The organism is Thiorhodococcus fuscus (assembly GCF_042682685.1).
Classification (GTDB): Bacteria; Pseudomonadota; Gammaproteobacteria; order Chromatiales; family Chromatiaceae; genus Imhoffiella; species Imhoffiella fuscus.
The window spans coordinates 108,211-133,501 of sequence record NZ_JBHUHX010000047.1; the positions used below are offsets into that span (position 1 = coordinate 108,211).

The following is a 25,291-nucleotide window of genomic DNA, read 5'->3' on the forward strand; positions in this document are numbered from 1 at the left end:
ACAACCTGGCTGGTCGTCGTCAGCTGGAGGCTGGTCGATCGAACCGGTAGTCGGCCATCTCCTGGTTCAGATCGTCGAGCAGCATTTGAAGCTCCTCGCAGAAACGCGCGGTCTCGGAGACGCCAGCGGCCGCATGCTCGGCGCCTCCCTGAATGGCGTGGGCGCCACGATCGATCTCTTTGGCGACATGGCTCTGCTCCTCGGCGGCGGTCGCGATCTGGATCATGAGGTCGCTGATGGTCACGATCGCTTGGCCGATCGACTTGAGCGCACGGTCCACCTGGCTGGAGTGTTCGAGCATGAGCGCCGCCTGATCGCGATCCTTGCCCATCACCTCGGTCACGCCCTGCGAACCCTTCTGGATCCGCTCGATCATGCCCTGGATCTCCTGGGTCGACTCTTGGGTCCGCGAGGCCAGCATCCGGACCTCGGCCGCGACCACAGCGAAGCCGCGTCCCTGCTCGCCGGCCCGCGCCGCCTCGATGGCGGCATTGAGGGCCAGCAGATTGGTCTGCTCGGCGATTCCCCGAATCACGCCGACCACGGATCCCACCTGCTCGATGTCCGCATCGAGCCGGGACATGGCCTCGGCCCCCTGCACCACGCCTTCCGTCAGACGCTGGATCGAGGCCATGGCGGTCTGCATCATGGCGTCGCTCTGATGGACCTCCAGCTTGGCATCCGAGGCCGCATCGGAGGCGACGGCACTATTGCGGGCGATTTCCTCCACAGTCGAGGCCATCTCGGTGATGGCGGTCACCACCTGACGGATCTCATCCTGCTCATCGGTGACGCGCTCAAGGCTGTCGGAGGCAACCGAGCGCAGACGATCGGCAATACCATGAATCTGCCCCACATCCTCGGCGGTCTTGCCAAAGGTCTCGGCGAGACTGCGCTGCAGACCCATGACGGCGCGCCCGAGCCGCGAGATCTCGGTGTCGCCACGGAGCGCGATCTGGCCTCGGAAATCCTTCGCAGCCATGCGCCCAGCCAGCTGTTCGAGCTCCGAGAGCGGCTGAAGCATGCGTCGCAACGCGAACAGGCCTGCAATGAGACCGGTCGCCATCAGGAGTGTGGCGACCAGACTGGCACCGGACACCCAATCCATTCGCGCATCGAGCCGTTCCTGCGCAAGCGTCTTCGCGGCATGCACCTGATCGAACAGCGCACTCAGCTTCTCGTCCAACACCTCGGCGGCGGTATCGAAATCGGGCATGAGGCTATTGCCCTGCTCAGGCCCCTGTTCGACATAGAGGTGCGCCATGCGCTGACCCATTTCGTAGTAGCGGGTCAGGGCCTGATCCAGATCGCTGGGCAGGGCGGCCGGATCGTCGTGGAGCGAGCGCATCTGCTCGAGTTCGCCCTGAGCGCGCTCGTAATGGGATCGCGCCTTGTCGAAACCGTCATCCAGTCCATTCAGGCCGCGTGTCGCGCTGATATCGGATAACCACTGTTGGATCTGGATGACATCGATCCTGAACTCGTAGGCCAACGCCTCGACCCGGCCCTCCTTGATCATGATCTCGTCGAGCGACGACTTGACCTGCCCGGACACATAGAAGGCGCCAACACCCGCAACCAGGGCCAAACCACCAAGCGCCGCAAAAAGTAGGCGGGCTCTCGCTAAGATTCCGAAACTGGCCATATGGAATTACCCGATCGGTGTGAATGGAAGAGGGATTGCGGATAGGACGGCCCAGAGACAAGCCTAATCGATCCCATCCAGATTGTTGCATCGGCGCATGACCGAAAGCGGCCACTCAGGCATCAGGCGGCAACTTCGGTGATCTGGGCCGACGACTCGACCGACTCTTGGATCCATCGGATCCGGCCGGAGTCGCTCCACCGTCCTCCGCGTCCGGCACGACGATGGCAGTCAAGGTTCCTCGTGCCAGCCGTGCCTGGACGCGCGTTCCCGGAGGGGCATCGGCCGGATCGCGCACGATGCGATCGTCTTCCGGGCGGGTCAAGATGGCATAACCGCGCGCCAGCGTGGCCAGAGGGCTGCGCGCCTCCAAGCCAGCGACCGCGCGGGCAAGGCGTTCGCGCCGCGTCTCGAAGACGCGCTCATGGGCGCGCCCCAGACGCTGGGCGAGGCCATCCAGGCGCGTGGCGAGCCGGGACAGACGCCGTTCGGGCGATGTGGCGGCGAGACGCCCGACCAGCGGATGCAGTCGCGAGCGTGCGTGCGACAAACGCGCGCCGAGCAGCAGCACCAATCGTTGCTGCACATAATCGAGACGCTGCGCCTGCTGCTGTAGACGCGCACTCGGATGCAAGAGCGCCAGATGACGCGACGATGCCTCGACACGCTGACGGGCGGCCCTCAGGTGACGCTGCTGGGCATCGGTCAGACGCATCCTCAGTGCCGCTACGCGCTGGCTGAGATGCTCGCCCGAGGGCGCGACCAGCTCGGCGGCGGCCGAGGGCGTGGGCGCGCGACGGTCGGCGACCAGGTCGGCGATGGTCAGATCGCTCTCATGACCGACACCGCTGACGACCGGAATCGTCGAAGCGCGAATGGCGCGGGCCAGGGCCTCGTCGTTGAAGGCCGCCAGATCCTCCAGAGCCCCCCCGCCACGGGCCAGAATGAGCACATCGCATTCGGCCCTGTCATTGGCCAGCGCCAGGGCGTCGATCAGAGATTCAGGGGCCGCACCGCCCTGAACCTGGGCCGGATAGATGACCACCGGCAGTGCCGCGAAGCGCCGTTCGAGCACCGCGAGCAGATCGCGCACCGCCGCGCCCGTCGGCGAGGTGATGAGCCCCACTTGGCGCGGAAAGGGCGGCAGCGCCCGCTTGATCGCGGCATCGAACAACCCCTCGGCCGCCAGTTTCTGCTTCAGTCGCTCGAAGGCCAGACGCAGGGCGCCCTCGCCGCCCGACTCCATGTATTCCACCGTGAGCTGAAAGTCGCCACGCGGCTCGTAGAGTCCCACCCGCGCGCGCACCAGAACCTGCTGGCCGTTCTCGGGCCGGAAGCCCAGCAGCATCCGTTTCGAGCGGAACATGGCGCAGCGCACCTGGGCCGCCTCATCCTTGAGGGTGAAATAGAGGTGCCCCGAGGCGGGCTGCGCCAGATTGGAGATCTCGCCCTCCACCCAGAGGAGCGGAAAGCTCGCGCCGAGAACCGCGCGCACCTCGCTCGCCAGACGCGCGACGCTATAGATATCGCGGGACGCGCCCCCTAAATGTTGCTTGACGTCGAGAGACTTCATCGCTCGACCCGACCGCCCTTCAAACATCCAGGCACGGATTTCGGGAAACAAAAACGTTTACAAAAAGACATCATCGTTTTATAGTTATCTGTTACTTTCCAGCTTTGGAAGCGATCTGCGGAGCCCCATATCTCATGCGCCTGATCCAGGAAGCTCTCACCTTTGACGATGTCCTCCTTGTGCCCGCCCACTCCAGGGTGCTCCCCAACGAGGTGGATTTCCACACCAAACTCACCCGCGAAATCGATCTCCGCATCCCGCTCGTCTCGGCGGCGATGGATACGGTCACCGAATCCAGGCTGGCGATCGCCATGGCGCTCGAAGGCGGCATCGGCATCATCCACAAGAACATGACCGCCGAGCGCCAGGCCCGCGAGGTGCTGGCAGTCAAGAAGTACGAGAGCGGCATCATCCGCAACCCGATCACCGTCTCGCCCAACATCAGCATCGGCGAGGTCGTGCAGCTGACCCACGCCAACAACATCTCAGGCGTTCCGGTCACCGACAAGGGCGAACTGGTCGGCATCGTGACCGGACGCGACCTGCGCTTCGAAACCCGCATGAGCGAGCCCGTCTCGACCATCATGACCCCCAAGGAGCGGCTGATCACCGTACTCGAAGGCTCCAGCCGCGAGGACGTGGTCAATCTGCTGCACACCCATCGTATCGAGAAGGTGCTGGTCGTCAACAAGGCGTTCGAACTGCGCGGGCTCATCACCGTCAAGGACATCCAGAAGGCGAAGGACTTCCCGAAGGCCTCGCGCGACTCGCATGAGCGTCTGCGCTGCGGCGCGGCGGTGAGCGTCGGCAAGGGCACCGAAGAGCGGATCGCCGCACTGGTCGAGGCCGGCGTCGATGTCGTCGTCGTCGACACGGCACACGGTCACTCGCAGGGCGTGCTCGACCGCATCAAGTGGGTCAAAACCCATTACCCCGAGCTTCAGGTCATCGGCGGCAACATCGCCACGGCCGCTGCGGCTCACGCACTGGTCGAAGCCGGCGCGGACGCGGTCAAGGTCGGCATCGGTCCGGGATCCATCTGCACGACCCGCATCGTCGCCGGTGTCGGCGTACCCCAGATCACCGCCGTCTCGAACGTCACCGAGGCACTGGAAGGCACCGGCGTGCCGCTGATCGCCGATGGCGGACTGCGCTTCTCCGGCGACATCGCCAAGGCCATCGCCGCAGGCGCCAACAGCGTCATGATCGGTGGGCTCTTCGCCGGCACCGACGAGGCGCCGGGCGAGGTCGAGATCTACCAGGGCCGCTCCTACAAATCCTATCGCGGCATGGGCTCGTTGGGCGCCATGGGCGCCACGGAGGGTTCGAGCGACCGCTATTTCCAGGAAGGCACCGACAAGGAAAAGCTGGTCCCCGAGGGCATCGAGGGCCGCGTCCCCTACAAGGGCAGCCTGCTCAACATCATCCACCAACTCATCGGCGGCCTCGGATCCAGCATGGGCTACACCGGCTGCGGCACCATCGATGAGATGCGGACCAAGCCGGAGTTCGTGCGGGTTAGCAACGCGGGCATGCGCGAATCGCACGTCCACGACGTCCAGATCACCAAAGAAGCACCGAACTACCGGATCGACAACTAAGGCGATCGCCGCATCGCGGGCGACAGGGAGCGTCGCCCGATCGAGGACAGCATTCGCGCGACTTCAGCGCGATCCCGCCCGTCCACCCCACCTTCCCTTGACGCCCGAACGCCGCCCAGTCGGGCATGACACCGAACCCTCACACACATGGCCAATATCCACGCTGACCGTATCCTGATCCTGGATTTCGGATCCCAGTACACCCAGCTCATCGCCCGGCGTATCCGCGAGGCCGGCGTTTACTGCGAACTCCACCCCTACGACCTGGACGCGGACACCATTCGCGCCTTCGACCCGAGCGGCATCATCCTCTCCGGCGGCCCCCAGTCGGTGCATGAGGCCGAGACGCCGCGCGCCGAACCCTGCGTCTTTGAGCTCGGCGTTCCGGTTCTAGGCATCTGCTACGGCCTCCAGACCATGTCGGCACAGCTCGGCGGCACGGTCATCCCCTCGACCCATCGCGAATACGGCTATGCCCAGGTTCGGGCACGCGGACACTCGCGTCTGCTGCGCGACATCGAGGACCACAACAATTCCGAAGGGCACGCCCTGCTCGATGTCTGGATGAGTCACGGCGACCGGGTGGAAACCCTGCCGCCCGGCTTCACGGTCATCGCCGAGACGGACAACGCACCGCTCGCCGGCATCGCCGACGAAGGCCGACGCTTCTATGGCGTCCAGTTCCATCCCGAGGTCACTCACACCCGTCAGGGGCAGCGCATCATCGAGCGCTTCGTCCACGAGATCTGCGGCTGCGGCCGACTCTGGACGCCGGACAACATCATCGAGGACAGCATCGCCCGGGTGCGCGAACTGGTCGGAGACGAGAAGGTCCTGCTCGGACTCTCGGGCGGAGTCGACTCCAGCGTCGTGGCCGCCCTGCTCCACCGCGCCATCGGCGACCAGCTGACCTGCGTCTTCGTCGACAACGGCCTGCTGCGTCTCGGCGAGGGCGATCAGGTGATGCGGACCTTCGCCCGTCACATGGGTGTGCGGGTGATCCGGGCCGACGCCGAGGACCGTTTCCTCGGCCGCCTCAAAGGCGTCAACGACCCGGAGCAGAAGCGCAAGATCATCGGCAACACCTTCATCGAGGTGTTCGACGACGAGGCGAACAAGATCCAGGACGTCAAATGGCTGGCCCAGGGCACCATCTATCCGGACGTCATCGAGTCCGCCGGGGCCAAGACCGGCAAGGCCAAGGTCATCAAGTCGCACCACAACGTCGGCGGCCTGCCCGAGGAGATGAACCTCAAGCTAGTCGAGCCGCTGCGCGAGCTGTTCAAGGACGAGGTGCGCAAGATCGGCATCGAACTCGGACTGCCCTCCGAGATGGTCTACCGCCATCCCTTCCCCGGTCCGGGACTCGGGGTGCGCATCCTCGGCGAGGTGCAGAAGGACTACGCCCAGACGCTGCGTCAGGCCGATCACATCTTCATCGAGGAACTGCGCAAGGCCGATCTCTACGATCAAGTCTCCCAGGCCTTCGCCGTCTTCCTGCCGGTGCGCTCGGTCGGCGTGGTCGGAGATAATCGGCTCTATGCCCACGTGATCGCCCTGCGCGCGGTCGAGACCATCGACTTCATGACCGCCCGCTGGGCACACCTGCCCTACGACTTCCTCGACCTGGTGTGCCGACGCATCGCCAACGAGGTCCCCGGCGTCTCGCGCGTGGTCTACGACATCACCGGCAAACCGCCGGGCACGATCGAGTGGGAGTGATCGCGGACGCCGAGCAGGACGCGCACTGGATGCAATACGCGCTCGGCCTCGCCGAGCGCGCGGCCGAGGAAGGCGAGGTGCCGGTGGGGGCGGTCCTGATCCGAGACGGCGAGCCGATCGGCGAGGGCTGGAACCGCCCGATCGGCGCCCATGACGCGACGGCCCATGCCGAGATCCAGGCGCTGAGGGATGCCGGCCGGCGGGTCGGCAACTATCGACTGCCCGGCACCCGGCTCTATGTGACGCTGGAGCCCTGCGTCATGTGCGCGGGCGCCATCATCCATGCCCGGGTCGGCGAGGTCGTCTATGGCGCGACCGACCCAAAAGCCGGCGCCTGCGGGAGCGTCTTCGACCTGCTGCCCTCCGACGGACGCTTCAATCATCGCACCGACTGTCGCGGCGGCGTCCTGGGAGACATCTGCGGCGACCGGCTGCGAGCCTTCTTCAAGGCACGCCGCTGATTCAGGTGGGCTCCGAATCTGAAGCATCGCAAATAGCCAGCACGGGCAGAGTGAAATCATCAGCGGCATCATGCCTGGGCATGGTCACGGAGCAGACGCCCCGAGCCGATGACCGTCAGCGCTGCATGATGGACTCGAAGGCTGGAGAACCGAATCCACGCGGCTGGTCGTTCGTGTCACGGACGATGAAATAGGCCGCGAGTCCCTGAGCCTTGGCCGCTTCCGGACCACGCCGATCACCGAGCACCATAAGCGCCGTCGCCCAGCCGTCGGCGACCATCGCCGAATCGTCGACGACGGTGACCGATCCCAGCCGCTTGTCCACGGGCTCGCCCGTCATGGGATCGATCTCGTGCGAGTAGCGCTTGCCGTTCTCCTCGAAGAAATTGCGATAGTCGCCCGAGGTCGAAAGCGCGCGATTCGAGACCGGGATGATGCGATGCACGCTGCGCCGATCGGGCAAGGGCTCCTCGATCGCGATGGCCCACGGCTCGCCTTTGGCGTTGTTGCCACGGGTGCGGATGGCACCGGCGACGGCGACCATGTAGTCGGTGACGCCCTGCGATTCCAGCCAGACCCCAACCCGGTCGGCACCATAGCCCTCGCCGAGCGCCGAGAGATCGATATAGATATCGCCCCGCGCCTTGCGCAGGGCCGGCGGATCGGCCCTCAGCTCCAGTTTTTGCCAGCCGACCCTGGCCTTGGCGGCGGCGACCTCCTGCTCGCTTGGCAGCCTGGCCGGTCGCGCCTCGGGACCGAAGCCCCAGAGGTTCACCAGCGGACCGATGGTGATGTCGAAGGCCCCATCGGTCAGAGACGAGATGCGCTGCCCTTCGGCGACCACCCGGTAGAGATCGCCCGAGATGGGGATCCAGTCGGTGCTCTGATTCTGGTTCAGGCGCGACAGTTCGGACTTGGGGTCGTAGGTCGAGATCTCGCCCACGACGGCATCCAGCACCTTGGCCACCTGAGACTGCAGCGACTCGGCGCTCATACCTTCTGGAGGACGCGCGATTTTGACCGAATAATAGGTCCCCATGGTCGGGCCATCGAAAACGATCTGCGGATCCTCGTCTTGGGCGCAACCGCCGATCAATAGAATGACCGCCACCAAAGGGAGACACGCGAACGCCGGGCGAACACCGAGACCGGGCCTGAATACCCTTGCGATCCATTGCCGAAACCGGAACCCTGAACCGAACATGCTGAACACCTGAGTCGTTGAATGGGACAGGCCGGCACGATGGAACAGATCGCGCAGCGAGTCCAGAGGGTCCAGTCTTGCACCGTTGGGATCCTGCCTCGAAGACGCGGGGAAAGGTTCCGCGTGCCAGAACTGCGGACTGAACGGGATCAACAGCGACAAGACCTCCAGCCGAACCCAGGTCTCCCAGTCCGTGCCCGCCTCACGCAGCACCGAGGGCTGCGCCCTCGGCCACCAGCGCGCGCAGCGTGGCGAGTGCAGTCGTGAACTCGATGGAATCGCTGTCGCCTGGATAGACGACATAGGCCGGCAGGGTCAGAGTCGGGCTGCCGTCGACCCGATATAGACAGCCGCCACGCAGGTAACTGGAGGCGACCCGTTCGGGCACGAAACAGCTACCGCCGTTGGCGAGAATCAACTGCAATCCCAGCCAGCCGATGTTGGCGGTCTGGGCGGGCCGCTCCAGATCCGGGTAGACCTTGCGGTGCTGGGCGTAGAAGGTCGGTCCCCAGTCGACATAGATATAACCGTCGTCCAGCGCGGGCTGTTCCGGGTCGCTGCCGACCAGAATCAGGGTCTCGTCGAACAGGTGCTCGACCTGGATGCCGGCGCCCTGCTGGGGGCTGTACATCAAGGCCAGATCTATGGTCCCAGCGATGATACGACGCATCAGATCCTCTTCGAAGCCGATCTCGGTATTGAGCGAGATATCCGGCGCCGAGGCGCGCATGCGTCCGGTCCAACGCGGGAGGAAGTCGTCCCAGAGCGCGATACGCGCGCCGATCGTTAGGCTGGCGCGAAAGCGGTTCGGCAGGCCGACATCGTGACGCGCCTGCTCGAAGGTGAGCAGCAGGGTCTTGGCGTGGCGCAGAAAGCGTTGGCCAGCCGGGGTCAGGCTGGCGCCCGCACGATTGCGCACGAACAGCCGGGCGCCGAGCCCCTGCTCCAGGTTCTGAATGCGTGCGCTGACGGTCGACTGGGTGACATGCACCCGTTCGGCGGCCTCCAGAAAGCTCCCGTGAGCAACGACCGCGAGAAAGGTCTTGATTTGGTCGATGTCCATGCACTGCCCTCAAGGTCGGGCGCCTGATTGTATCGAAAATCCCGATACCAACCAGCGATCAATTTCGTTTTTATTTGGCTATGATCGCCATTACGTTGGTCTCATCAAAGCCGATTTGGATTCGAGGCGGATCGCCGCCCACCGAGCCACGGGATGTCGTAAACGCCGGAGATGAGACGATGATTGCTGTCAGAATTTCCATGAAGGCCACCCATGAGCCCCTGAAGCGCACCCCGGTGGTACTGCGTCTGGACGCGGACGGAAGCGAGACCCCGCCGGTACTGACCGACCGCGCCGGCCTGGCGCGCTTCGACCTGCCACCGACCAGCGGTACGATCCTGGTTTCCGGGGTGGCACGCTACGAGGGCCGCCTCGACGGCGAAATCCCGATAGAGCTGTGGTCCATCACCCAATCCGAGCGGGACTCGCGCGGACTCCCCGGCGAATTTCCGGCTGGCAGCAACGCCTACCCGAGCATGACGATCCGCGCGGTGCAGGTCGGCGAGCGTGCCATCTTGACCGACAGCGAGGGTTATCTGGTCGACCCCTCGGACTGGTCGGAGGATTTCGCACGCGCCCTGGCAGACCAGGAGGGGTTGATCCTGACCGATGAGCATTGGGACGTGATCCGGTATCTACGGGCGCGTTTCGCCCGACAGGGCACGCAGGCGACGGTGCGCGACATGATCGTCCACTTCCGTAATGTCTGGGGGCGCGAGCGCGGCAGCAATCGCTACCTCCATCAGATCTTTCCGCGCGGCGGACCGCAAAAGCAGGGCAATCGCCTGGCGGGGCTGCTGAGGACCAAGGGTGAGCATTGAGGGCAGGGTTGGCGATTCATGTCGCGGCGGGGAGCGTCCCGCCATTTGACCGGCATCAAGGCCCAAACGCGCGATGGTCTCCACCTCCCACCTTCAGTCCATTCCCGTCCTCGCGCTCGGATTCGCACCTTCTTTTTGGTCTTCCGCGCAAGCGTCAGCCAAATTTCGCTTGCACATTTTGCCGGAAGTGGTTGCGCCGCATCATAATGGCCGATTCCAAACACCCAGGGTCGGCCCTCGACCTACCGCACAAGCAGCACCATCGGAGACCTAGATGTCGGAAGAGTTCAACCAGAGCGCACTGGACTATCACCGCTACCCCAAACCTGGAAAGCTGGAGATCAAGGCGACCAAACCGCTCGCCAACCAGCGCGACCTGGCATTGGCCTATTCGCCCGGAGTCGCAGCGGCCTGCCGCGAGATCGAAAAGGATCCGTTCACCGCCACGCACTACACCTCGCGCGGGAATCTGGTCGCCGTCATCAGCAACGGCACCGCCGTGCTCGGCCTGGGCGCGATCGGCGGCCTGGCCTCCAAGCCGGTGATGGAAGGCAAGGCGGTACTCTTCAAGCAATTCGCCGACATCGACGTCTTCGATATCGAGATCGAGGAGCGCGATCCAGAGGCCTTCATCGAAACGGTCGCGCGCCTGGAGCCCACCTTCGGCGGCATCAACCTGGAAGACATCAAGGCCCCGGACTGTTTCATCATCGAGCGCGCGCTCAAGAAGCGCATGGGCATCCCGGTCTTCCACGACGACCAGCACGGCACGGCCATCGTGGTGAATGCAGCCATCCTCAACGGACTGCGCGTGGTCGGCAAGGACATCGGCCAGGTCCGACTGGTCACCGCCGGCGCCGGTGCCGCAGCGCTCGCCTGCGTCGACCTGCTGGTGGAAATGGGGCTACCGAAGGAAAACGTGACGCTCACGGACATCGCCGGCGTCGTCTACGAGGGCCGGGCCGAGGAGATGGACCCCTACAAGGGCCGCTACGCCATCGCCACCGACAAGCGGACCTTGGCCGAGGCCATCGAGGGCGCGGACATCTTCCTCGGCCTGTCGGCGGCCGGCGTGCTCAAGCCGGAATGGCTGTCGAGCATGGCGGAACACCCAATCATCATGGCGCTCGCCAACCCGGTGCCCGAGATCATGCCCGACCTGGCGCGCGAGGCACGCCCGGACGCCATCATCGCCACCGGTCGCTCGGACTTCCCGAATCAGGTCAACAACGTCCTCTGCTTCCCCTTCATCTTCCGTGGCGCGCTCGACTGCGGCGCCAGCGAGATCAACGAGGCGATGAAGGTCGCCTGCGTGCGCGCCATCGCCGACCTGGCCATGGCCGAACCGTCCGACATCGTGCGCGCAGCCTATGGCGGACATCAGCTCCAGTTCGGCCCCGAATACCTGATCCCCAAGCCGTTCGACCCGCGCCTCATGGAGCATCTGGCCCCGGCGGTCGCCCAAGCGGCGATGGAAAGCGGCGTCGCGACCCGGCCGATCGAGGACCTGGAGGCCTACCGCCAGCGTCTGCATCACCGCGCCTACCGCACCGGCATCACCATGAAGCCGGTCTTCGATCAGGCGCGACTCGCACCCAAGCGAGTGGTCTTCGCCGAGGGCGAGCACGAGCGCGTGCTCCAGGTCGCTCAGCAGGCGGTCTCGGAGGGCATCGCACGTCCCATGCTGATCGGCCGCCCGGAGGTGATCGGCAATCGACTGAAGGACCTGGGTCTGAGCATCCGTCCCGACCGGGACTTCGATCTCATCGTGCCCTGCGAGAATCCCAACTTCGAGAACCACTGGCAGACCTTCTACGATCAGGTCAAGCGCCGTGGCTACGCCCCGGACGAGGCCCGCGAATACATCCGCAACGACCCCACGGTGCTCGCCGCGACCATGGTCCGCTGCGGCGATGCCGATGCCATGATCTGCGGCATCGTCGGCCGCTACATCCGCCATCTCAAGCATGTGGAGGAGGCCATCGGAACGGCTCCGGGCGTGCGGCGTCTGACCGCCATGAGCGCCGTGGTCCTCCCCAAGGGTCCGCTCTTCATCGCCGACCCCTATGTACAGGCGGATCCGGACGCCGAGGATCTGGCCGAGATCGCCCGGCTGTGCGCGGCCGAGATCAAGCGCTTCGGCTTGGAGCCCAAGGTCGCCTTCGTCTCGCACTCGAACTTCGGCAGCCACGACGCCCCGAACGCGACCAAGATGACGGAGGCCGTGCGCCTGCTGCGCGAACAGGATCCAGAGCTTGAGGTCGAGGGAGAGATGCACGCCAACCTGGCATTCGACGCGATCGGACGTCAGGAGCGATTCCCCGATTCGCGGCTCGAAGGACGCGCCAATCTGCTCATCATGCCCAATCAGGACGCGGCCAACATCTCCTTCAATCTGCTGAAGACGATGAACGAAGGCGGAGCCTTCGGCCCCATCCTGCTCGGCACGACACACGCCGCCCACATCGTCACGCCCAGCACCTCGGTACGCGGCCTGCTCAACATGATTGCGCTCGCCGCCGTCCAAGCCGGCTAACCGATGTCTGCTCGGCGGCGAGCGCCCTCGGATAGGACGCTCGTCCCGACGTGAGACCGGGCACGGATGCCCGGATGCATCACACGCCGTGCCCCCTCACGAATCTCGCGACCCCTGCTGTTCAAAAATGGACCAACGGTGTCCTCTCGTGACAGCGCATGGCGTCACCTTCCGACCCAGAATCACGCAAGCCCTTGATTCGAATGAATGTGAAAAACTGGCATGCCCCATGCTGAATTGAAGACATGACAGCAATGCTCCTCTGGACGCCGCCGTATTCACCAGGGAGTCAAGTTTCACCCAGGAACGCCGATAGAGAGTTCAGGACATCGAGCGGCCGCCACCGGTCTGCGGCCTGCAAGGACGCCGCTTAGCATGGCAATCGCGTGTGAACCGACGTTAAGCCATGAGTCGGTTTGGTTCGATCCGCATGGTCAGAGCAGCCATCGGGGATTCGGCTCCTCCTCGTCTCCCCGAATTGACGCCATCGCGTGACCCAAGGGTCCACGATGGCGTCTTCTTATTGAGCGATCGAATACCCCACTGTATTCTCGGCGCCTTCGACCCGTCTTCGGGTCGACCCTTGAGGGCTCGCCGTCGGCATTCTCGCCCAAGGGCCCCACCACCAGCCGGGTTCCCATGACGCACACCGAGAACGCTCAACCCCAGGGTTGGGCTCAGACCAGCCGCGAACTCCTCAACCCCCACGTCATCAGCATGCTGTTTCTAGGCTTCTCGGCCGGGATCCCGCTGCTCCTGATCTTCTCCTCGCTTTCGCTATGGCTGCGAGAGGCGGGCATTGAGCGCAACGCGGTCACCTTCTTCAGCTGGGCCGCGCTGGGGTACTCCTTCAAATTCGTTTGGGCGCCATTGATCGACCGGCTGCCCGTTCCATTCCTGACCCATTGGTTGGGACGCCGCCGCGCCTGGATGCTGGTCGCCCAGCTCGGCATCGCCACTGCCATCCTGCTGATGGGCATCACGGACCCGGCCTCCGGGCCGGACAGCCTGACCCGCATGGCCCTCGGCGCCGTCCTGCTGGGCTTCTCCGCCGCCACACAGGACATCGTGATCGACGCCTTCCGCATCGAGGCTGCGGCACCGCGTCTACAGGCGCTCATGTCGTCGACCTATATTGCCGGTTATCGCATCGGAATGGTGGTCTCGGGTGCCGGGGCGCTCTATCTGGCGGCGCTCTTTGGCTCCACTGCCGACGATTACAGCTACCTGGCCTGGCGCAACACCTACATCGCCATGGCCGCGACCATGCTGGTCGGTTTGATAACGACCCTATCGATCTCGGAACCGAAGACCAACCGCATAGCGGAGCACGCCTACTCGCCCACCGACTACCTTCGGCTGCTCACGGTCTTCCTCGTCACAGCACTCACCTTCGCCTCCACCTTCTTCCTCAGCGGCGGTCTCTTCGCATCAATCAAGGCCGCGCTCGGCGGCGGGGCCTTGGTGCATTTTCTGATCGAGATGCTGCACTTCGCCCTGGCGGTGAGCGCGGCGGCCTGTACCGTCTGGCTGCTGGTGCGCCTGGGCGCCATCAACCGCCAGATGGCGCGTGAAACCTGGGTTGAGCCGATACGGGACTTCTTCGCACGCTACGGACTCAAGACCGCCTTCCTGCTGCTGGCGCTCATCGGTCTCTATCGAATCTCGGACATCGTGCTGGGAGTCATCTCCAACGTCTTCTACCAGGATCTCGGTTTCACCAAGCCGCAGATCGCAACGGCGGTCAAGACATTCGGCGTCTTCGTCAGCATCGCGGGCGGGCTGCTCGGCGGGCTGCTGACGACCCGCTACGGCGTAATGCGCATCCTCATGATCGGCGCCGTGCTCTCCTCGGCGGCTCAGCTCATCTTCTTCGCACTGGCGCATGCGGGACCGAACCTTGCGCTCATGTATCTCGCGGTGGGCGCGGACAACCTGGTCGCGGGACTCGCCAGCGCGGCCTTCGTCGCCTTCCTGTCGAGCCTGACCAGCGTCTCCTTCACCGCCGTGCAGTACGCCATTTTCAGTTCGCTCATGACGCTCGTGCCCAAACTGCTGGGAGGCTATTCCGGCTCCATCGTCGACGGGATCGGCTATCCCGGATTCTTCATCTTCACCAGCCTGATCGGCGTGCCGGTGATCGGACTGGTCTGGCTGGCAGGCAGACAGCTCGCCATCGATGAAACATCGCGCTCGCGTTGACCCGAACCGTGCCGGCGACAAAGGCCTCAAAGGAACATCCACGTCCGGAACTGGACTGGCGAAAAGGTCGTGCCCCGCTCGTTCCAGCTCACCCTCTCCCGCTGGAGCGGGAAACACGCACGACGCGCCGCATGGAGTGCATTCCCCGACCTGTCGCCCCGCAACCTATTTCAGAAAATTAGCAACTATCGATTGCGTATTCCGAACAGCAACGCCTATACTCGACTGATAATTCTCAATAACGACATCCGCTCGCACCCTGGACGAGATGTCCAGGAAGACCGTTCTTCCGAACCAGTCAGGTTCTGCCTCACGCCCCGTCGAGGATCGTGCCGCCTAGCGATGCACGCGCTCTGGGTTCAGGACGCAGCCTCCAAGATCATCTTCCCCGAGTCATCCACCGGGAGATCCACTCTGGCGCACGTCTCGGCCAGTTCGAAATCGTTTGAGGTTCGAGAACAAGCATGTATTCTCGAACTGCTCGACCCTCGGCGCCTCGTTCGCCGTGGCCCTCGGGGCAATTCCGCCCCATGGAAGACGCCACATGAAAGGCGTTTCCGCAATGTTTCCGACACACAGGTAATCAGCATGAAGCAATCGATCAAGTATGCAGGCCTTGCGGCTCTCGTCGGCCTGGCTGGCGCCTCCTTCACCGCGAGCGCCTGGTGGGGCGGCCCCGGCAATGGAAACGGAAACGGCATGTGGGACAACATGGGTGACATGTTTGGAGATGGCACCGGCAACTTCAACATGGGCATGAACGCCAGCGGCAACGGACGCGGATATGGCCGCGGTTACGGACGCGGTAACGGCTACGGCTATGGCAATGGCTACGGCGCTCCCTATGGCTATGGCGCACCTTATGGCTATGGAGCCCCCTACGGGTACGGCGCGCCCTATGGCTATGGCGCTCCCTACGGGTACGGCGCTCCTTATGGAGCCGCACCCCAGCAGATGCCGGTTCCCCAGCAGGCAGTGCCGGCTCAATAATCGCGCCGATTCGGCCTTAAACGGGCTGAAGGCACCGCAGACGCCCACCAACCGGGCGTCTGCGGCGTCGGAGAAGCACCCTCGACCATCCCTGCGACCGTCTTCCCGCGAGCGACATCCTCTCTACGCCGCCGTGGCGACCTCAGACGGCCCCCCAAACCTCGCGCTTTGCATCGGTCTTGGTGGCCAGCACCTCTTCAAGCGTCTTGACCGGGAAGCTCGGCTTGTAGTCCTTACCTGCCTCATAGAGCTTCAGCACCTTATCCTCGCTCGACAGCCCCTTCAGGTCGTGCTTGTCGATGTAAAAGAACTCGGACACCTCGTTCCAGACCACGCCCTCGCGATACTGGACCAACACGTAGCGGTTGCCTTCGACTTCGATCTGACAGCTCTCGGCCAGGTTCTCGATGAAGAAGACCGGAACGCACGAGGGATCCAGATCGCCCTTGAAGAGCGAGATGAACTCGGACAGCTCATCGACGCTCTCGAAACTGCCGGCAACCATCAGGAGCTTGTCGGCGGTCGCAAGCAGGATCGCCTGCTTGAGGAGCGCGCGCGGAGGCGTGCGCTTACCGGCGACGGCCTTCAGCTCGCCTTCGAGAATGGTGAACTCACCACGAAAGGCCTGCAGGTCGGACTTGGTCGTGGGTCCAAACAGGGTCGTCAGCCAAAAGCGTTCTTGTTGTTGATAGGTATCGAGCAGCATCGCGGAAGATTCTCCAGGTATGGATATGCACATCACGTCAACCACCGAGCCCTCACGGTTGATCGCGTGTCGTAAAACCACGCCGTTTGTTGCTTTTGCTACAAAGGGACAAACCGTCGCCGACGTGGCCATTCGACCCTGTCCGTCAATAAGACCCAAATAGCAATAGGGTCTTAAGTCAATCAGGGTAAGCATCGGGCGCTTGCGGACAACAAATCGGCGGACTGAGCCACATGCGCGCAACGACGCCCAGCAATTTCGATGCCAGTCAATGACGGTGCTAAACAAGCGGCGGCGGTTTCGCCAACCGGCGGCGATTGGCAAAAACGCGGAGGACTCGGAGGAAATCGCCAAGCCAAAGGGGCGGGATAGTCATATACGACAGCCCACTCCGAGGGATGCAGCGTTCAACGAGAAGAAGGCGATCGGGTAGCGCATCTCCGCGCTATCCGGCTCGGGAAAGGATCAGTGGTGGTAGTTCTCGGGCAGTCCTTCGTGCATCAGCGCCGCTGTGAGCTCATCAAACCTGAAGAGGTTGAACGCGCGGTGACCGTTGTAGTCCAGGACGCGGAGGTCGTCCGATTCGGTGAATTCGTTTACGACCGTGTTGAAGTAGCCGCCATAACGCTCCTCGGCGAGGGCGAGCGGGATCTCATAGGCCATGAATTTGGGGATGCCTTTGTTGGCCAGCCGCTCAAGCAGCTCCTGATGCTCGAGCGAGTCATACGACGTCAAAATCACAACCGGCCCACTTCCGGTGATGAGCATTGCACATTTCATGGCGTCCAAATTTCCCGTTTTGATGGCCCGCATGCGCGGGAGACGAGCGCTAAACCGACGCTTCCGACCTAAGCCCACCGAGACGACGAGGAACAGCGACAGCGCAGCGGGCGAGCATCGCCATCCGAGTCTAGCACCGAAGCAGCGCCTTGCCAGGCGCGATGACGAAGCGCGCTCAATGACAATCCGAATGAAACCTGGCACCCTCTTTCATCGAAAAAGATCCATTGAGTCTGCCCCCATGTTGTATCCAAGAGACCCGGCAACTTCCGTCGGCCTCAAATCGCTGATCGCCGCAACCCCATTCCTCTCGACGCGCTTGGCAGCCGCCCCACTCGACACACCGCCGGGACCGCCTGGAACGGGCGACCCGCTGAGCGGCGTCGCCGGCGAACTCTTTTCGGAGGCATTCTTCCTGAGGCTGGGGTTCTCGTTCATGATCGGCCTGGCGATGGGATTCGCCCTCAAGGTGGCCTTCAAGATCGCCCTGCTGGCGCTGGGGTTCCTGGTGATCGCCCTCTTCGCACTCCAGTTCTACGGGTTCATCGACATCAACTGGTCGGGACTGGAACCCCACTACGACAACCTCGCGCACGGTCTGAGGGTCACTGGGTCCGCCTTCCTGGACTTCGCCGCCGAGAACCTCACCAGCGCGGCATCCTTCTTTGCCGGGCTGGCGATCGGCCTCAAATTCTAAAGCGCACCCGCCCTCAGGGGCGGGAGGACGCGGGAAGGGACACCTCGGCGCGTCGCTCGATCCATCGAGCGAACAGTCCGCGCAGCAGGACGAACGCCTCGCCCTGGATGCCGGGCGCGCCCGACTCGCGCGGACCGGCACAGTTGAGTGAGCGAATCCTGTTGGTCAACAGCCAGGAGAGGATCGCGTCCGGGTCCGACCGAAGGGGCAGATCGCGGGCGCAGAGCGGCCGACCGAGTCGGCGGGCGAGATCGGCGGTCAATCGGGTCCCACCTGTCAGAGAGCCACGATAGAGAATCAGGGTCGCATCCGAGTCGCGGACGTTCCATTCGGTACGCTCGGCGTAATCGCGGCTTGGCGTCTCTGTCAGCGGATAGGCATTCGCGATCGGACCGTCCTCGGCCCTTCGCCCACGCGGGCACCAGCCTCGAACGGTCAAACCAAGCTCCAGCGCGGCATCCAGGGCGGCGCGATCGACCCCTGTTTGACCGCCGGAAACCACCTCGATCGCCCCGTCACCCTCTTGGTGGCGCTGGAGCGCACCCAGCAGCTCGCGGTCGCGGCGCGCAAAATAGATATCCTCCTCGGCCTGCTCCTTCAGCTTGAGTCTATCGACGAACCCCGTCATGGCATCAACCTCTTCGTGCGATGAGAACAGCACGGGTCGGGGCCGGAAGCCCCTCGATGGTTCGGCCTGGATCCTCGGGGTCGAGATGGTTCGCAAGCGACTGGAAGCGCATCCAGTCGGTCGAGCGCTGCTCTTCCCGACTGGTCCGGGTGACGTCCGCCACGCTTACCCCAACGAAACCACAGCGACCGAGCCAAACCTCCAACGCATCAAGTGTAGGAATGAACCAGACATTGCGCATGCTCGCATAGCGCCCGGGCGGCACCAGCACACGCTCGCCCTCCCCTTCCAGAACCAGCGTTTCCAGAACCAGCTCGCCGCCGGGGCGTAACAGTCGGCCCAGTTCGAGCAGATGGTCCATCGGCGAGCGACGGTGATAGAAGACCCCCATCGAGAAGACCGTATCGAAGCCCGTGAGGCCCTCCGGCAGGTCCTCGATCCCGAGCGGCAGCACGGACAGACGGTCGCGCCCGAGATAGCGATTGATCGCCTGGAACTGGACCACATAGAGCAGCGTCGGATCGATCCCCATCACCAGACGCGCCCCCTCGCCGAGCATGCGCCAAGCGTGGTAGCCATTGCCGCAGCCGACATCCAGGACCAGGCGATCCTTCAAAGGGGTTAGCGATCCGGCAAGACGATCCCATTTCCAGTCCGAGCGCCATTCGGTATCCAGATGCAGGCCCCGCAGACAAAATGGCCCCTTGCGCCAGGGGTGCAGCCGCATCAGCGTTTCGCGCAGATGGGCCTCCACCTCCGCAGACAGCGGATCGGCGCCTTCAAGACCCACACAGGATGCGTTCAGAACCCGGGTGGATTCGGGCAGGTCCGGCAACGCGGCCAGCGCGGCCTCCCAGAGCGGCAGATCGCCATGCGCGCCAGGGCCGAGCCGCGCCAGAACCGCCGCTTCGAGCGCGGTCCGCCAGGGAGCCAGAGCGGTCCGGTCCAATTGATCGAGAAAGGGTTCGAAAGGCGTCAGATCCATGCGGTCCAGGCCACGAAGTTGAGACTCTGAAACCAACGCTCGACACCGACGAAGCCCGCCGCGCTCAATCGAGCCTCGTGCGCCTCGATCGTCTCGGGCACCAGGACGCGCTCCAGGGCCGCACGCTTGCCGCTGATGGCCATCTCACTGTAGCCATTGGCACGTTTGAAGTCCTCGTGCAATTGGGTCAGAAAGCGACCGCCGCGATCATCCGAGACCTGAATCTTCTCGGCCAGGATCAAGACACCGCCCGGCACCAGCCCTTGGCGGATCCGAGTCAGCAACTCAAGGCGCGAGTCGCGCGGAATGAACTGCAAGGTGAGATTCAGCACTACGAGCGAGGCCTGCTCAATGGCGACATCGCGCACGTCGGCGCACACTGGCTCGACCCGATCCGAATGGTGCACGTCGGCGAGCCGGGCACGCAGCCCCTCGATCATGGCCGGCGCATTGTCGACGGCGACCACCCGCACCTCGCCCGTCACCTGGCGTAGGATGGAACGGGTCACGGCGCCGAGCGAGCAGCCCAGGTCGTAGCATCGGGTTCCCGGACGCGCCACGCGCCGGGCGACGAGGCCCGAAAGCCCGACCAGTTCGGCATAGCCGGGCACCGAGCGGCGTACCATGTCGGGAAAGACCCTGGCGACATCCGCATCGAACTCGAAGGGGCGGACCGGCCCACCGGGTCGGTCGAACAAATCATCTGGCTCAGTATCGATCATAGGCGTGCATTCTATACCGGACTAGGCCCTACACCCTCGCAGGAGAAGACCCGGGACGTCACAAAATCATCGCAACCGGTTGCTAAAATTGGAGAGTTATATTGCTTACAAAAACCGAGGACTCTTACCCACTCATGTACAGCGAAGTCCAGGATCCCATTGAGGACGAGACCCTCAGCAACCAAACGATCGTGACGCCGCCCGTTCCGGACGACATCGATCTCGACGACCCTATTCTTTATCTCAGCCGAGAGCTGACCTGGCTCGCCTTCAACCGGCGAGTGCTTCACGAGGCCGAGGATCCGCGCAATCCGCTGCTGGAGCGGGTCAAGTTCCTCGCCATCGTGAGCAACAATCTCGACGAATTCTTCATGAAGCGCATTGGCGGTCTCAAGCAGCAGATCGCCGCCGGCGTCCATACGCCGAGCCTGGACGGTCGCACCCCGCTGCAGCAGCTCAACGAATGCCAATCGGCCGTGCGCGGCTTCATCCGCGAGCAACAGCGCGTCTACGGCGAGCTGATGCTGGCCCTGGACGAGTACGACATCCGCATCGCACGCCACGCGGACCTGCCGGAGGACGCGCGGGAACGGCTACGCGAGCATTTCCGCGCCAACATCTTCCCCATGCTGACGCCCCTGGCGATGGACCCGGCGCACCCCTTCCCGTTCATCTCGAACCTGACGCTGAATCTGCTCGTGACCCTGCGCTATCCGGGCGGCAACGAGGTCTACATGGCCCGCGTCAAGGTGCCGGTCAACAAGGACGTCTCCAAACGGCTCATCGCGGTCGACGGGACTCACACCTATGTGACCCTGGAAGATCTGATCGTCAACAACCTCGACATGCTCTTCCCGGGGATGGAGATCGTTTCCTGCGCCCTGTTCCGCGTCACCCGCAACGCCATCGTGGAGCCGGACGTCGAGGCGGCCAACGATCTGCTCGAAATGATCGAGAGCGAGCTGCGCGAGCGTCACTTCGCCCCCATCGTGCGTCTTGAGGTCCAGCCCGGCATGGAGCCGGTCCACCGCGGCATGCTGGCCGCCGAGTTGGGCCTGAACGAAGAGGAAGACGTCATCGAGGCCGAGGGCATGATGGCCCTGAGCAATCTGTTCGAGATCGCCGCCATCGACCGACCCGAACTGCACGACAAGACGCATCGACCCGTCGACCATCCACTGCTCGCCAACGATCGGCGCAACATCTTCCACATCATCCGCGAGAACGGGCCGATCCTGCTGCAGCACCCCTACCAGCCCTTCAGCACCTCGGTCGAGCGCTTCCTGCGCACCGCCTCCGAGGACCCCAAGGTGCTGGCGATCAAGATGACGCTCTACCGCACCTCGGCCGGCGCCATCCTCGACTCGCTGATCCAGGCCGCACGCAACGGCAAGCAGGTCGCCGTACTGGTGGAACTCAAGGCGCGCTTCGACGAGGCAGCCAACATCCAGTGGGCGCGACGGCTGGAGGCCGAGGGCATTCACGTCAACTATGGCGTCATGGGACTCAAGACCCACAGCAAGCTGATCTTCGTGGTCCGCCGCGACTACTCCCAGCTGCGCCGCTACTACCACATCGGCACCGGAAACTATCACTCGGGCACCGCCAAGCTCTATACCGACCTCGGTATGCTCGGCTGCGACGAGGATATCGGCCAGGACCTGACCGAACTCTTCAACTATCTGACCGGCTACTCGCCACCGCCGAGCTACCGCAAGATCCTGGCCGCACCCTACAACCTCAAACGCGCCATCATCGACAAGATCAACCGTGAGATCGAGCACCACAAGCGCGAGGACAACGGTCTGATCCAGATGAAGATGAACGCGCTGGAGGACCCCGACATCACTCGCGCCCTCTACAAGGCGAGCCGTGCCGGCGTACAGGTCGACCTCATCATCCGCGACACCTGCCGCTTCCGCCCCGGACTGCCCGGCATCAGCGAGCGCGCACGCGTGGTCAGCATCGTCGGACGCTTCCTGGAGCATGCGCGCATCATCTATTTCCGCAACGGCGGCGACGAGGAGTACTACATCGGCTCGGCCGACATGATGCGCCGCAACCTGGACAGCCGGGTCGAGGTGCACGCACCGGTCGAGAACCCCGAGCTGCGCCAAGAACTGAGGCTCATCCTGGACGTCCAGTTCGCCGACAGCCGCTCGGCCTGGGACATGGACGCCAACGGCAACTACACCCAGCGCACCCCCGAGGACGACAGCAAGAAGGGCGCCCAGGAAACCCTGATCGGCGTCGCGGAGAAACGGCTCGCCGCCGCCGCCAAGCACAAGGAGAAGAAGGTGCGCTCACGCCTGCTCAGTCATTTCCAATGGCGTCTGAGGGATAAAAATCTCTGAGTGCAGGAGGTCTTCCTCACGGAAGACCTTGATGAATGGGCAATCGTGCGGTCCCGAGAGCCCGCGCGGATGAGCAGGAGCAAGGCGGCAAGCGTCAGTATGGCTCCGGGAATCGAGGCCAGTCGCGGCCACTCGTCCAGGACGAGCCCAGCGGCGAGGCCGGCGAACAATGGCGTCAGCAGACCCACTGCGGTGGTGACGAGCGGAGACAGGCGTACCGCAGCGAGCCCATAGGATAGGGTGGGGAGCACGGTGGAGACGAGACCGAGCACGGCGATCAGCGTCAGTGCATCGTGCGACGGCCAATCTGGTGTCGAGGTCGTCAGCACGGGCAGGGTGATGACCAAACCCCAGAGACAGGCGATGGCCGTCGATGCGAGCGGGTGCAGATGTCGCCCTTCCATCGCCCGCGAGCGCAACCCGATGACATAGAGCGCGGACGCCAGGGCGCAGCCGAAGGCGAGTACCTGGCCGGTGATCGCCCCTCCAGCAGTCCTCGCCGGTGCGAGATAGAGGACAAGGCCGAGCAGCGCAAGGGCGACATAGAGGATCTGGCGCCTGCTCGGCCGTCTGCCGCTCACCCATTGCAGGGCGACGGCGATCACCGGCGCGGTCCCGATGATGAGCGTGACCTCGACGACGGGCGCGCGGGCGTAGGCCTCGGTGGCGAGCAGGTAATAGAGCCCCATCGCCAGCGGCAGCGGCGTGCGCAGGGCGGCCAGCGCCAGGTCGCGGCGGATCAGCAGGAAGGGCAGCAGGACAAGGAGGCCGACGGCCAGTCGGCCCGCGACGATCGTCGCGGGTGGCAGCTCCTCCAGCAGGCGGACGAAGATGCCGGTCAGCCCCCAGGCGATGGGGGTCAGCAATGCGGCACTCAATCCGATCCCGTCGAGCGAGCTCGGTTGTGCTGGGTTCTGCATGTCATGGCCTCCGTTTTTCCGATGCGAGGCACACTAATTGCCGGTGGCGGCCCGGTCTTGAACGATCTTGGCGGCTTCAGCGGCCGAGTGGGGGATGTCCGTGATCGGCGCGGTAGCGGCCCGGCGTGACGCCGGTCAGACGCTTGAAGGCGCGAGTGAAATGCGCCTGATCGGCGAAGCCCGTCGCGAGGGCGACGGTGACGACCGAGTCGCCCTGGGCGAGACCAGACTGGGCGCGTCGCAGGCGACACTGCAGATGCCAGGCATGAGGCGGTAGGCCGATGTCGCGGGTGAAGGCTCGCGTCAGGCGGAATCCGTCGAGTTCGGCCGCAGCCGCGAGTTCACCGAGTGGCACGCCGCGATCCATACGCGCGGCCAGGTAATCCAGCGCGCGCCGCACCGCCTCGGGTTCGCGCCCGACTCGAACGATCGATGGTCTCGGGCGTACGTATCGCTCGAGAAATTGCGACACGACATCCAACAGCCGGGCCTCGAACTCCAGACATGGCGCACCGCTTACCAGCGCCTCATGGGTTGCGGCCAATCTGCTCGCGACGCACCGATCCTCAATGACCACCTCGGATTCGAAGCTGCCAAGCGGACGCGCGATCGCCTGCGCCATAACGCTGTCGGGGATGATCAGCACGCGATAGCGCCAGCCTTCCGGTGCGGCGGGCGAGACCGCATGGACGGTGCCGGCCGGCATCGACACGATCTGGCCGGGTGCGGCGACGAAGCGCTCTCCAGCGTGCTCGAGTCGCTGTGCCCCGCCGTCGATCAGCGCGATCATCAGTCCATCGTGGGTGTGACGCGGAAAGGAATGATTGCGGAAGGTGCCAGTCAGCACCTCCAGACCAGGTATCTCGACAAGTTGGCGGCTGCAAGGAAGCCCCGGTCCTTGATCGCTGCTCACTCGGTTTCGCACGGACGGCTCATGTATTTGGTTGGCCTACGACATGGGGCGTTTCTCATTCTGGCATAAGGATGAAGCGGCATCATGACCCCGAAGAACGGCATACGACCGGTTCTCTCCGAAAATCGAGTCCAGCTCCTGATCTATACAGAACCGCTCCTCTGGACATGGAGGCACCACTGCCGAGCCAACCTATCGAGGCGACTCCACGCACATCATCCGCGCCTTCTTGGACAGCAGCCTGCAACCTTCAATTCGGCGCGAACGCATCCACGATCCGTTCCAGATCTACCGCGATGCCGATGCCATCCACCAACTCGGCGATGCGCTCGCGCGACATCTAGGCCGGCTCCATGCCAACGCGGCCGACCTACCCAGCGCGGACAACCTGGAGACCTGGGCCTCGGCCTGGGAGGAGGCGGGCCAGGACAGCGAGGCCTTCCGACTGCCGCTGCGCGTCTTCCGCACCGGCATCGACTTCCTGAAGGCCGGCGGCTCGGATCCGGGCATCCTGCTGGACCTGAATCAGGAGGAGCGCAAGCTGTTGGAGCAGCTGTTCGACCTACAGCCCTCGTCCTGAGCCCGAAAATTCCAGAGGCAAAGTGATCAGTAGTCATCAAGATGCGCACGAATGTCGGAACGCTTGGCCATGCATCTTGCGAATCTTCAAATCAGTCCAGCGACAATCGCCGCACACTAGGGGGTGTCGCCGATCAGGGTCCGCGCACCCCGCAATCATCGGCGGCATCTCCAATTTCCGCTTCGAAC

21 protein-coding genes are annotated in these 25,291 nt (G+C 64.0%); 10 read left to right on the top strand and 11 right to left on the bottom strand.

What is annotated here, in order from left to right:
* Window positions 1-19 precede the first annotated feature (19 nt).
* Window positions 20-1,588, bottom strand: coding sequence for a methyl-accepting chemotaxis protein (locus tag ACFSJC_RS15650; RefSeq protein ID WP_386028037.1), 1,569 nt, complete (start codon window positions 1,586-1,588; stop codon window positions 20-22).
* Between the two features lie 172 nt (window positions 1,589-1,760).
* Complete coding sequence (gene xseA / locus ACFSJC_RS15655) at window positions 1,761-3,218, bottom strand: exodeoxyribonuclease VII large subunit (RefSeq protein WP_386028039.1); 1,458 nt, start codon at window positions 3,216-3,218, stop codon at window positions 1,761-1,763.
* A 134-nt stretch (window positions 3,219-3,352) separates the two neighbouring features.
* Between xseA and guaB the strand changes: the two genes are divergently transcribed.
* From guaB to tadA, 3 genes are all read left to right on the top strand, one after another.
* Entirely contained in the window at window positions 3,353-4,819 is a 1,467-nt protein-coding gene (gene guaB / locus ACFSJC_RS15660) for an IMP dehydrogenase (protein ID WP_386028041.1), read from the top strand.
* A 147-nt stretch (window positions 4,820-4,966) separates the two neighbouring features.
* Entirely contained in the window at window positions 4,967-6,541 is a 1,575-nt protein-coding gene (guaA, locus tag ACFSJC_RS15665) for a glutamine-hydrolyzing GMP synthase (RefSeq protein ID WP_386028043.1), read from the top strand.
* Complete coding sequence (gene tadA / locus ACFSJC_RS15670; RefSeq protein ID WP_386028144.1) at window positions 6,541-7,002, top strand: tRNA adenosine(34) deaminase TadA; 462 nt, start codon at window positions 6,541-6,543, stop codon at window positions 7,000-7,002. The genes guaA and tadA overlap by 1 nt, the downstream gene beginning before the upstream one ends.
* A gap of 115 nt (window positions 7,003-7,117) precedes the next feature.
* Here the strand turns inward: tadA and ACFSJC_RS15675 are convergent, their stop codons facing one another.
* On the bottom strand, window positions 7,118-8,113 hold the full coding sequence (locus ACFSJC_RS15675) for an FAD:protein FMN transferase (RefSeq protein WP_386028044.1): 996 nt from the start codon (window positions 8,111-8,113) through the stop codon (window positions 7,118-7,120).
* A gap of 295 nt (window positions 8,114-8,408) precedes the next feature.
* Window positions 8,409-9,269 (bottom strand): LysR family transcriptional regulator, encoded by an 861-nt coding sequence (locus tag ACFSJC_RS15680; RefSeq protein ID WP_386028046.1) that lies wholly within the window; start codon window positions 9,267-9,269, stop codon window positions 8,409-8,411.
* 179 nt (window positions 9,270-9,448) lie between these two features.
* Between ACFSJC_RS15680 and ACFSJC_RS15685 the strand changes: the two genes are divergently transcribed.
* The 4 genes from ACFSJC_RS15685 to ACFSJC_RS15700 all read left to right on the top strand — a co-directional run bounded on the left by ACFSJC_RS15685 (window position 9,449) and on the right by ACFSJC_RS15700 (window position 15,818).
* Entirely contained in the window at window positions 9,449-10,090 is a 642-nt protein-coding gene (locus ACFSJC_RS15685) for a TusE/DsrC/DsvC family sulfur relay protein (protein ID WP_386028047.1), read from the top strand.
* A gap of 274 nt (window positions 10,091-10,364) precedes the next feature.
* Entirely contained in the window at window positions 10,365-12,626 is a 2,262-nt protein-coding gene (locus tag ACFSJC_RS15690) for an NADP-dependent malic enzyme (protein WP_386028049.1), read from the top strand.
* A 639-nt stretch (window positions 12,627-13,265) separates the two neighbouring features.
* A complete protein-coding gene (locus ACFSJC_RS15695) occupies window positions 13,266-14,828 on the top strand; it encodes an AmpG family muropeptide MFS transporter (protein ID WP_386028051.1) in 1,563 nt (520 codons plus the stop codon).
* A gap of 588 nt (window positions 14,829-15,416) precedes the next feature.
* Window positions 15,417-15,818, top strand: a complete 402-nt coding sequence (locus ACFSJC_RS15700; RefSeq protein ID WP_386028052.1) for a sulfur globule family protein — start codon at window positions 15,417-15,419, stop codon at window positions 15,816-15,818.
* A 142-nt stretch (window positions 15,819-15,960) separates the two neighbouring features.
* Here the strand turns inward: ACFSJC_RS15700 and ACFSJC_RS15705 are convergent, their stop codons facing one another.
* Window positions 15,961-16,524, bottom strand: a complete 564-nt coding sequence (locus ACFSJC_RS15705) for a hypothetical protein (protein ID WP_386028053.1) — start codon at window positions 16,522-16,524, stop codon at window positions 15,961-15,963.
* 465 nt (window positions 16,525-16,989) lie between these two features.
* Window positions 16,990-17,292 carry a hypothetical protein gene (locus tag ACFSJC_RS15710; protein ID WP_386028055.1) on the bottom strand — a complete coding sequence of 101 codons (303 nt, stop codon included), beginning with the start codon at window positions 17,290-17,292 and terminating at the stop codon, window positions 16,990-16,992.
* A 253-nt stretch (window positions 17,293-17,545) separates the two neighbouring features.
* Between ACFSJC_RS15710 and ACFSJC_RS15715 the strand changes: the two genes are divergently transcribed.
* Window positions 17,546-18,001 (top strand): FUN14 domain-containing protein, encoded by a 456-nt coding sequence (locus ACFSJC_RS15715; RefSeq protein WP_386028056.1) that lies wholly within the window; start codon window positions 17,546-17,548, stop codon window positions 17,999-18,001.
* A gap of 13 nt (window positions 18,002-18,014) precedes the next feature.
* Here ACFSJC_RS15715 and ACFSJC_RS15720 read toward each other — a convergent pair whose 3' ends face one another.
* The 3 genes from ACFSJC_RS15720 to cmoA are packed head-to-tail and all read right to left on the bottom strand — an operon-like array spanning window position 18,015 to window position 20,312.
* Window positions 18,015-18,629: a putative molybdenum carrier protein gene (locus ACFSJC_RS15720; RefSeq protein WP_386028057.1), complete on the bottom strand. Its 615-nt coding sequence runs from the start codon at window positions 18,627-18,629 to the stop codon at window positions 18,015-18,017.
* A gap of 4 nt (window positions 18,630-18,633) precedes the next feature.
* Window positions 18,634-19,614: a tRNA 5-methoxyuridine(34)/uridine 5-oxyacetic acid(34) synthase CmoB gene (gene cmoB / locus ACFSJC_RS15725; protein WP_386028058.1), complete on the bottom strand. Its 981-nt coding sequence runs from the start codon at window positions 19,612-19,614 to the stop codon at window positions 18,634-18,636.
* Entirely contained in the window at window positions 19,605-20,312 is a 708-nt protein-coding gene (cmoA, locus tag ACFSJC_RS15730; RefSeq protein ID WP_386028059.1) for a carboxy-S-adenosyl-L-methionine synthase CmoA, read from the bottom strand. The genes cmoB and cmoA overlap by 10 nt, the downstream gene beginning before the upstream one ends.
* A gap of 158 nt (window positions 20,313-20,470) precedes the next feature.
* Here cmoA and ppk1 point away from each other — a divergent pair, with 158 nt between their 5' ends.
* The gene (ppk1, locus tag ACFSJC_RS15735; RefSeq protein WP_386028060.1) at window positions 20,471-22,690 is read left to right on the top strand and encodes a polyphosphate kinase 1; all 2,220 of its coding nucleotides are present in this window, start codon (window positions 20,471-20,473) and stop codon (window positions 22,688-22,690) included.
* Here ppk1 and ACFSJC_RS15740 read toward each other — a convergent pair.
* Together ACFSJC_RS15740 and ACFSJC_RS15745 are read right to left on the bottom strand one after the other, a co-directional pair.
* Entirely contained in the window at window positions 22,654-23,610 is a 957-nt protein-coding gene (locus ACFSJC_RS15740; protein WP_386028061.1) for a DMT family transporter, read from the bottom strand. The two genes, ppk1 and ACFSJC_RS15740, sit on opposite strands and share 37 nt — an antisense overlap.
* 76 nt (window positions 23,611-23,686) lie before the next feature.
* Window positions 23,687-24,523 carry an AraC family transcriptional regulator gene (locus tag ACFSJC_RS15745; protein ID WP_386028063.1) on the bottom strand — a complete coding sequence of 279 codons (837 nt, stop codon included), beginning with the start codon at window positions 24,521-24,523 and terminating at the stop codon, window positions 23,687-23,689.
* Window positions 24,524-24,752: 229 nt separating this feature from the next.
* Between ACFSJC_RS15745 and ACFSJC_RS15750 the strand changes: the two genes are divergently transcribed.
* Entirely contained in the window at window positions 24,753-25,103 is a 351-nt protein-coding gene (locus tag ACFSJC_RS15750) for a hypothetical protein (RefSeq protein WP_386028065.1), read from the top strand.
* Window positions 25,104-25,291 lie beyond the last annotated feature (188 nt).

Coding starts and splice junctions, on each gene's coding strand:
- ACFSJC_RS15700 (WP_386028052.1), top strand. CDS start 15,417: ATGAAGCAATCGATCAAGTATGCAGGCCTTGCGGCTCTCGTCGGCCTG.
- ACFSJC_RS15695 (WP_386028051.1), top strand. CDS start 13,266: ATGACGCACACCGAGAACGCTCAACCCCAGGGTTGGGCTCAGACCAGC.
- ACFSJC_RS15715 (WP_386028056.1), top strand. CDS start 17,546: ATGTTGTATCCAAGAGACCCGGCAACTTCCGTCGGCCTCAAATCGCTG.
- ACFSJC_RS15740 (WP_386028061.1), bottom strand. CDS start 23,610: ATGCAGAACCCAGCACAACCGAGCTCGCTCGACGGGATCGGATTGAGT.
- guaB (WP_386028041.1), top strand. CDS start 3,353: ATGCGCCTGATCCAGGAAGCTCTCACCTTTGACGATGTCCTCCTTGTG.
- ppk1 (WP_386028060.1), top strand. CDS start 20,471: ATGTACAGCGAAGTCCAGGATCCCATTGAGGACGAGACCCTCAGCAAC.
- ACFSJC_RS15680 (WP_386028046.1), bottom strand. CDS start 9,269: ATGGACATCGACCAAATCAAGACCTTTCTCGCGGTCGTTGCTCACGGG.
- guaA (WP_386028043.1), top strand. CDS start 4,967: ATGGCCAATATCCACGCTGACCGTATCCTGATCCTGGATTTCGGATCC.
- ACFSJC_RS15705 (WP_386028053.1), bottom strand. CDS start 16,524: ATGCTGCTCGATACCTATCAACAACAAGAACGCTTTTGGCTGACGACC.
- ACFSJC_RS15710 (WP_386028055.1), bottom strand. CDS start 17,292: ATGCTCATCACCGGAAGTGGGCCGGTTGTGATTTTGACGTCGTATGAC.
- cmoB (WP_386028058.1), bottom strand. CDS start 19,614: ATGGATCTGACGCCTTTCGAACCCTTTCTCGATCAATTGGACCGGACC.
- xseA (WP_386028039.1), bottom strand. CDS start 3,218: ATGAAGTCTCTCGACGTCAAGCAACATTTAGGGGGCGCGTCCCGCGAT.
- ACFSJC_RS15690 (WP_386028049.1), top strand. CDS start 10,365: ATGTCGGAAGAGTTCAACCAGAGCGCACTGGACTATCACCGCTACCCC.
- ACFSJC_RS15685 (WP_386028047.1), top strand. CDS start 9,449: ATGATTGCTGTCAGAATTTCCATGAAGGCCACCCATGAGCCCCTGAAG.
- ACFSJC_RS15720 (WP_386028057.1), bottom strand. CDS start 18,629: ATGACGGGGTTCGTCGATAGACTCAAGCTGAAGGAGCAGGCCGAGGAG.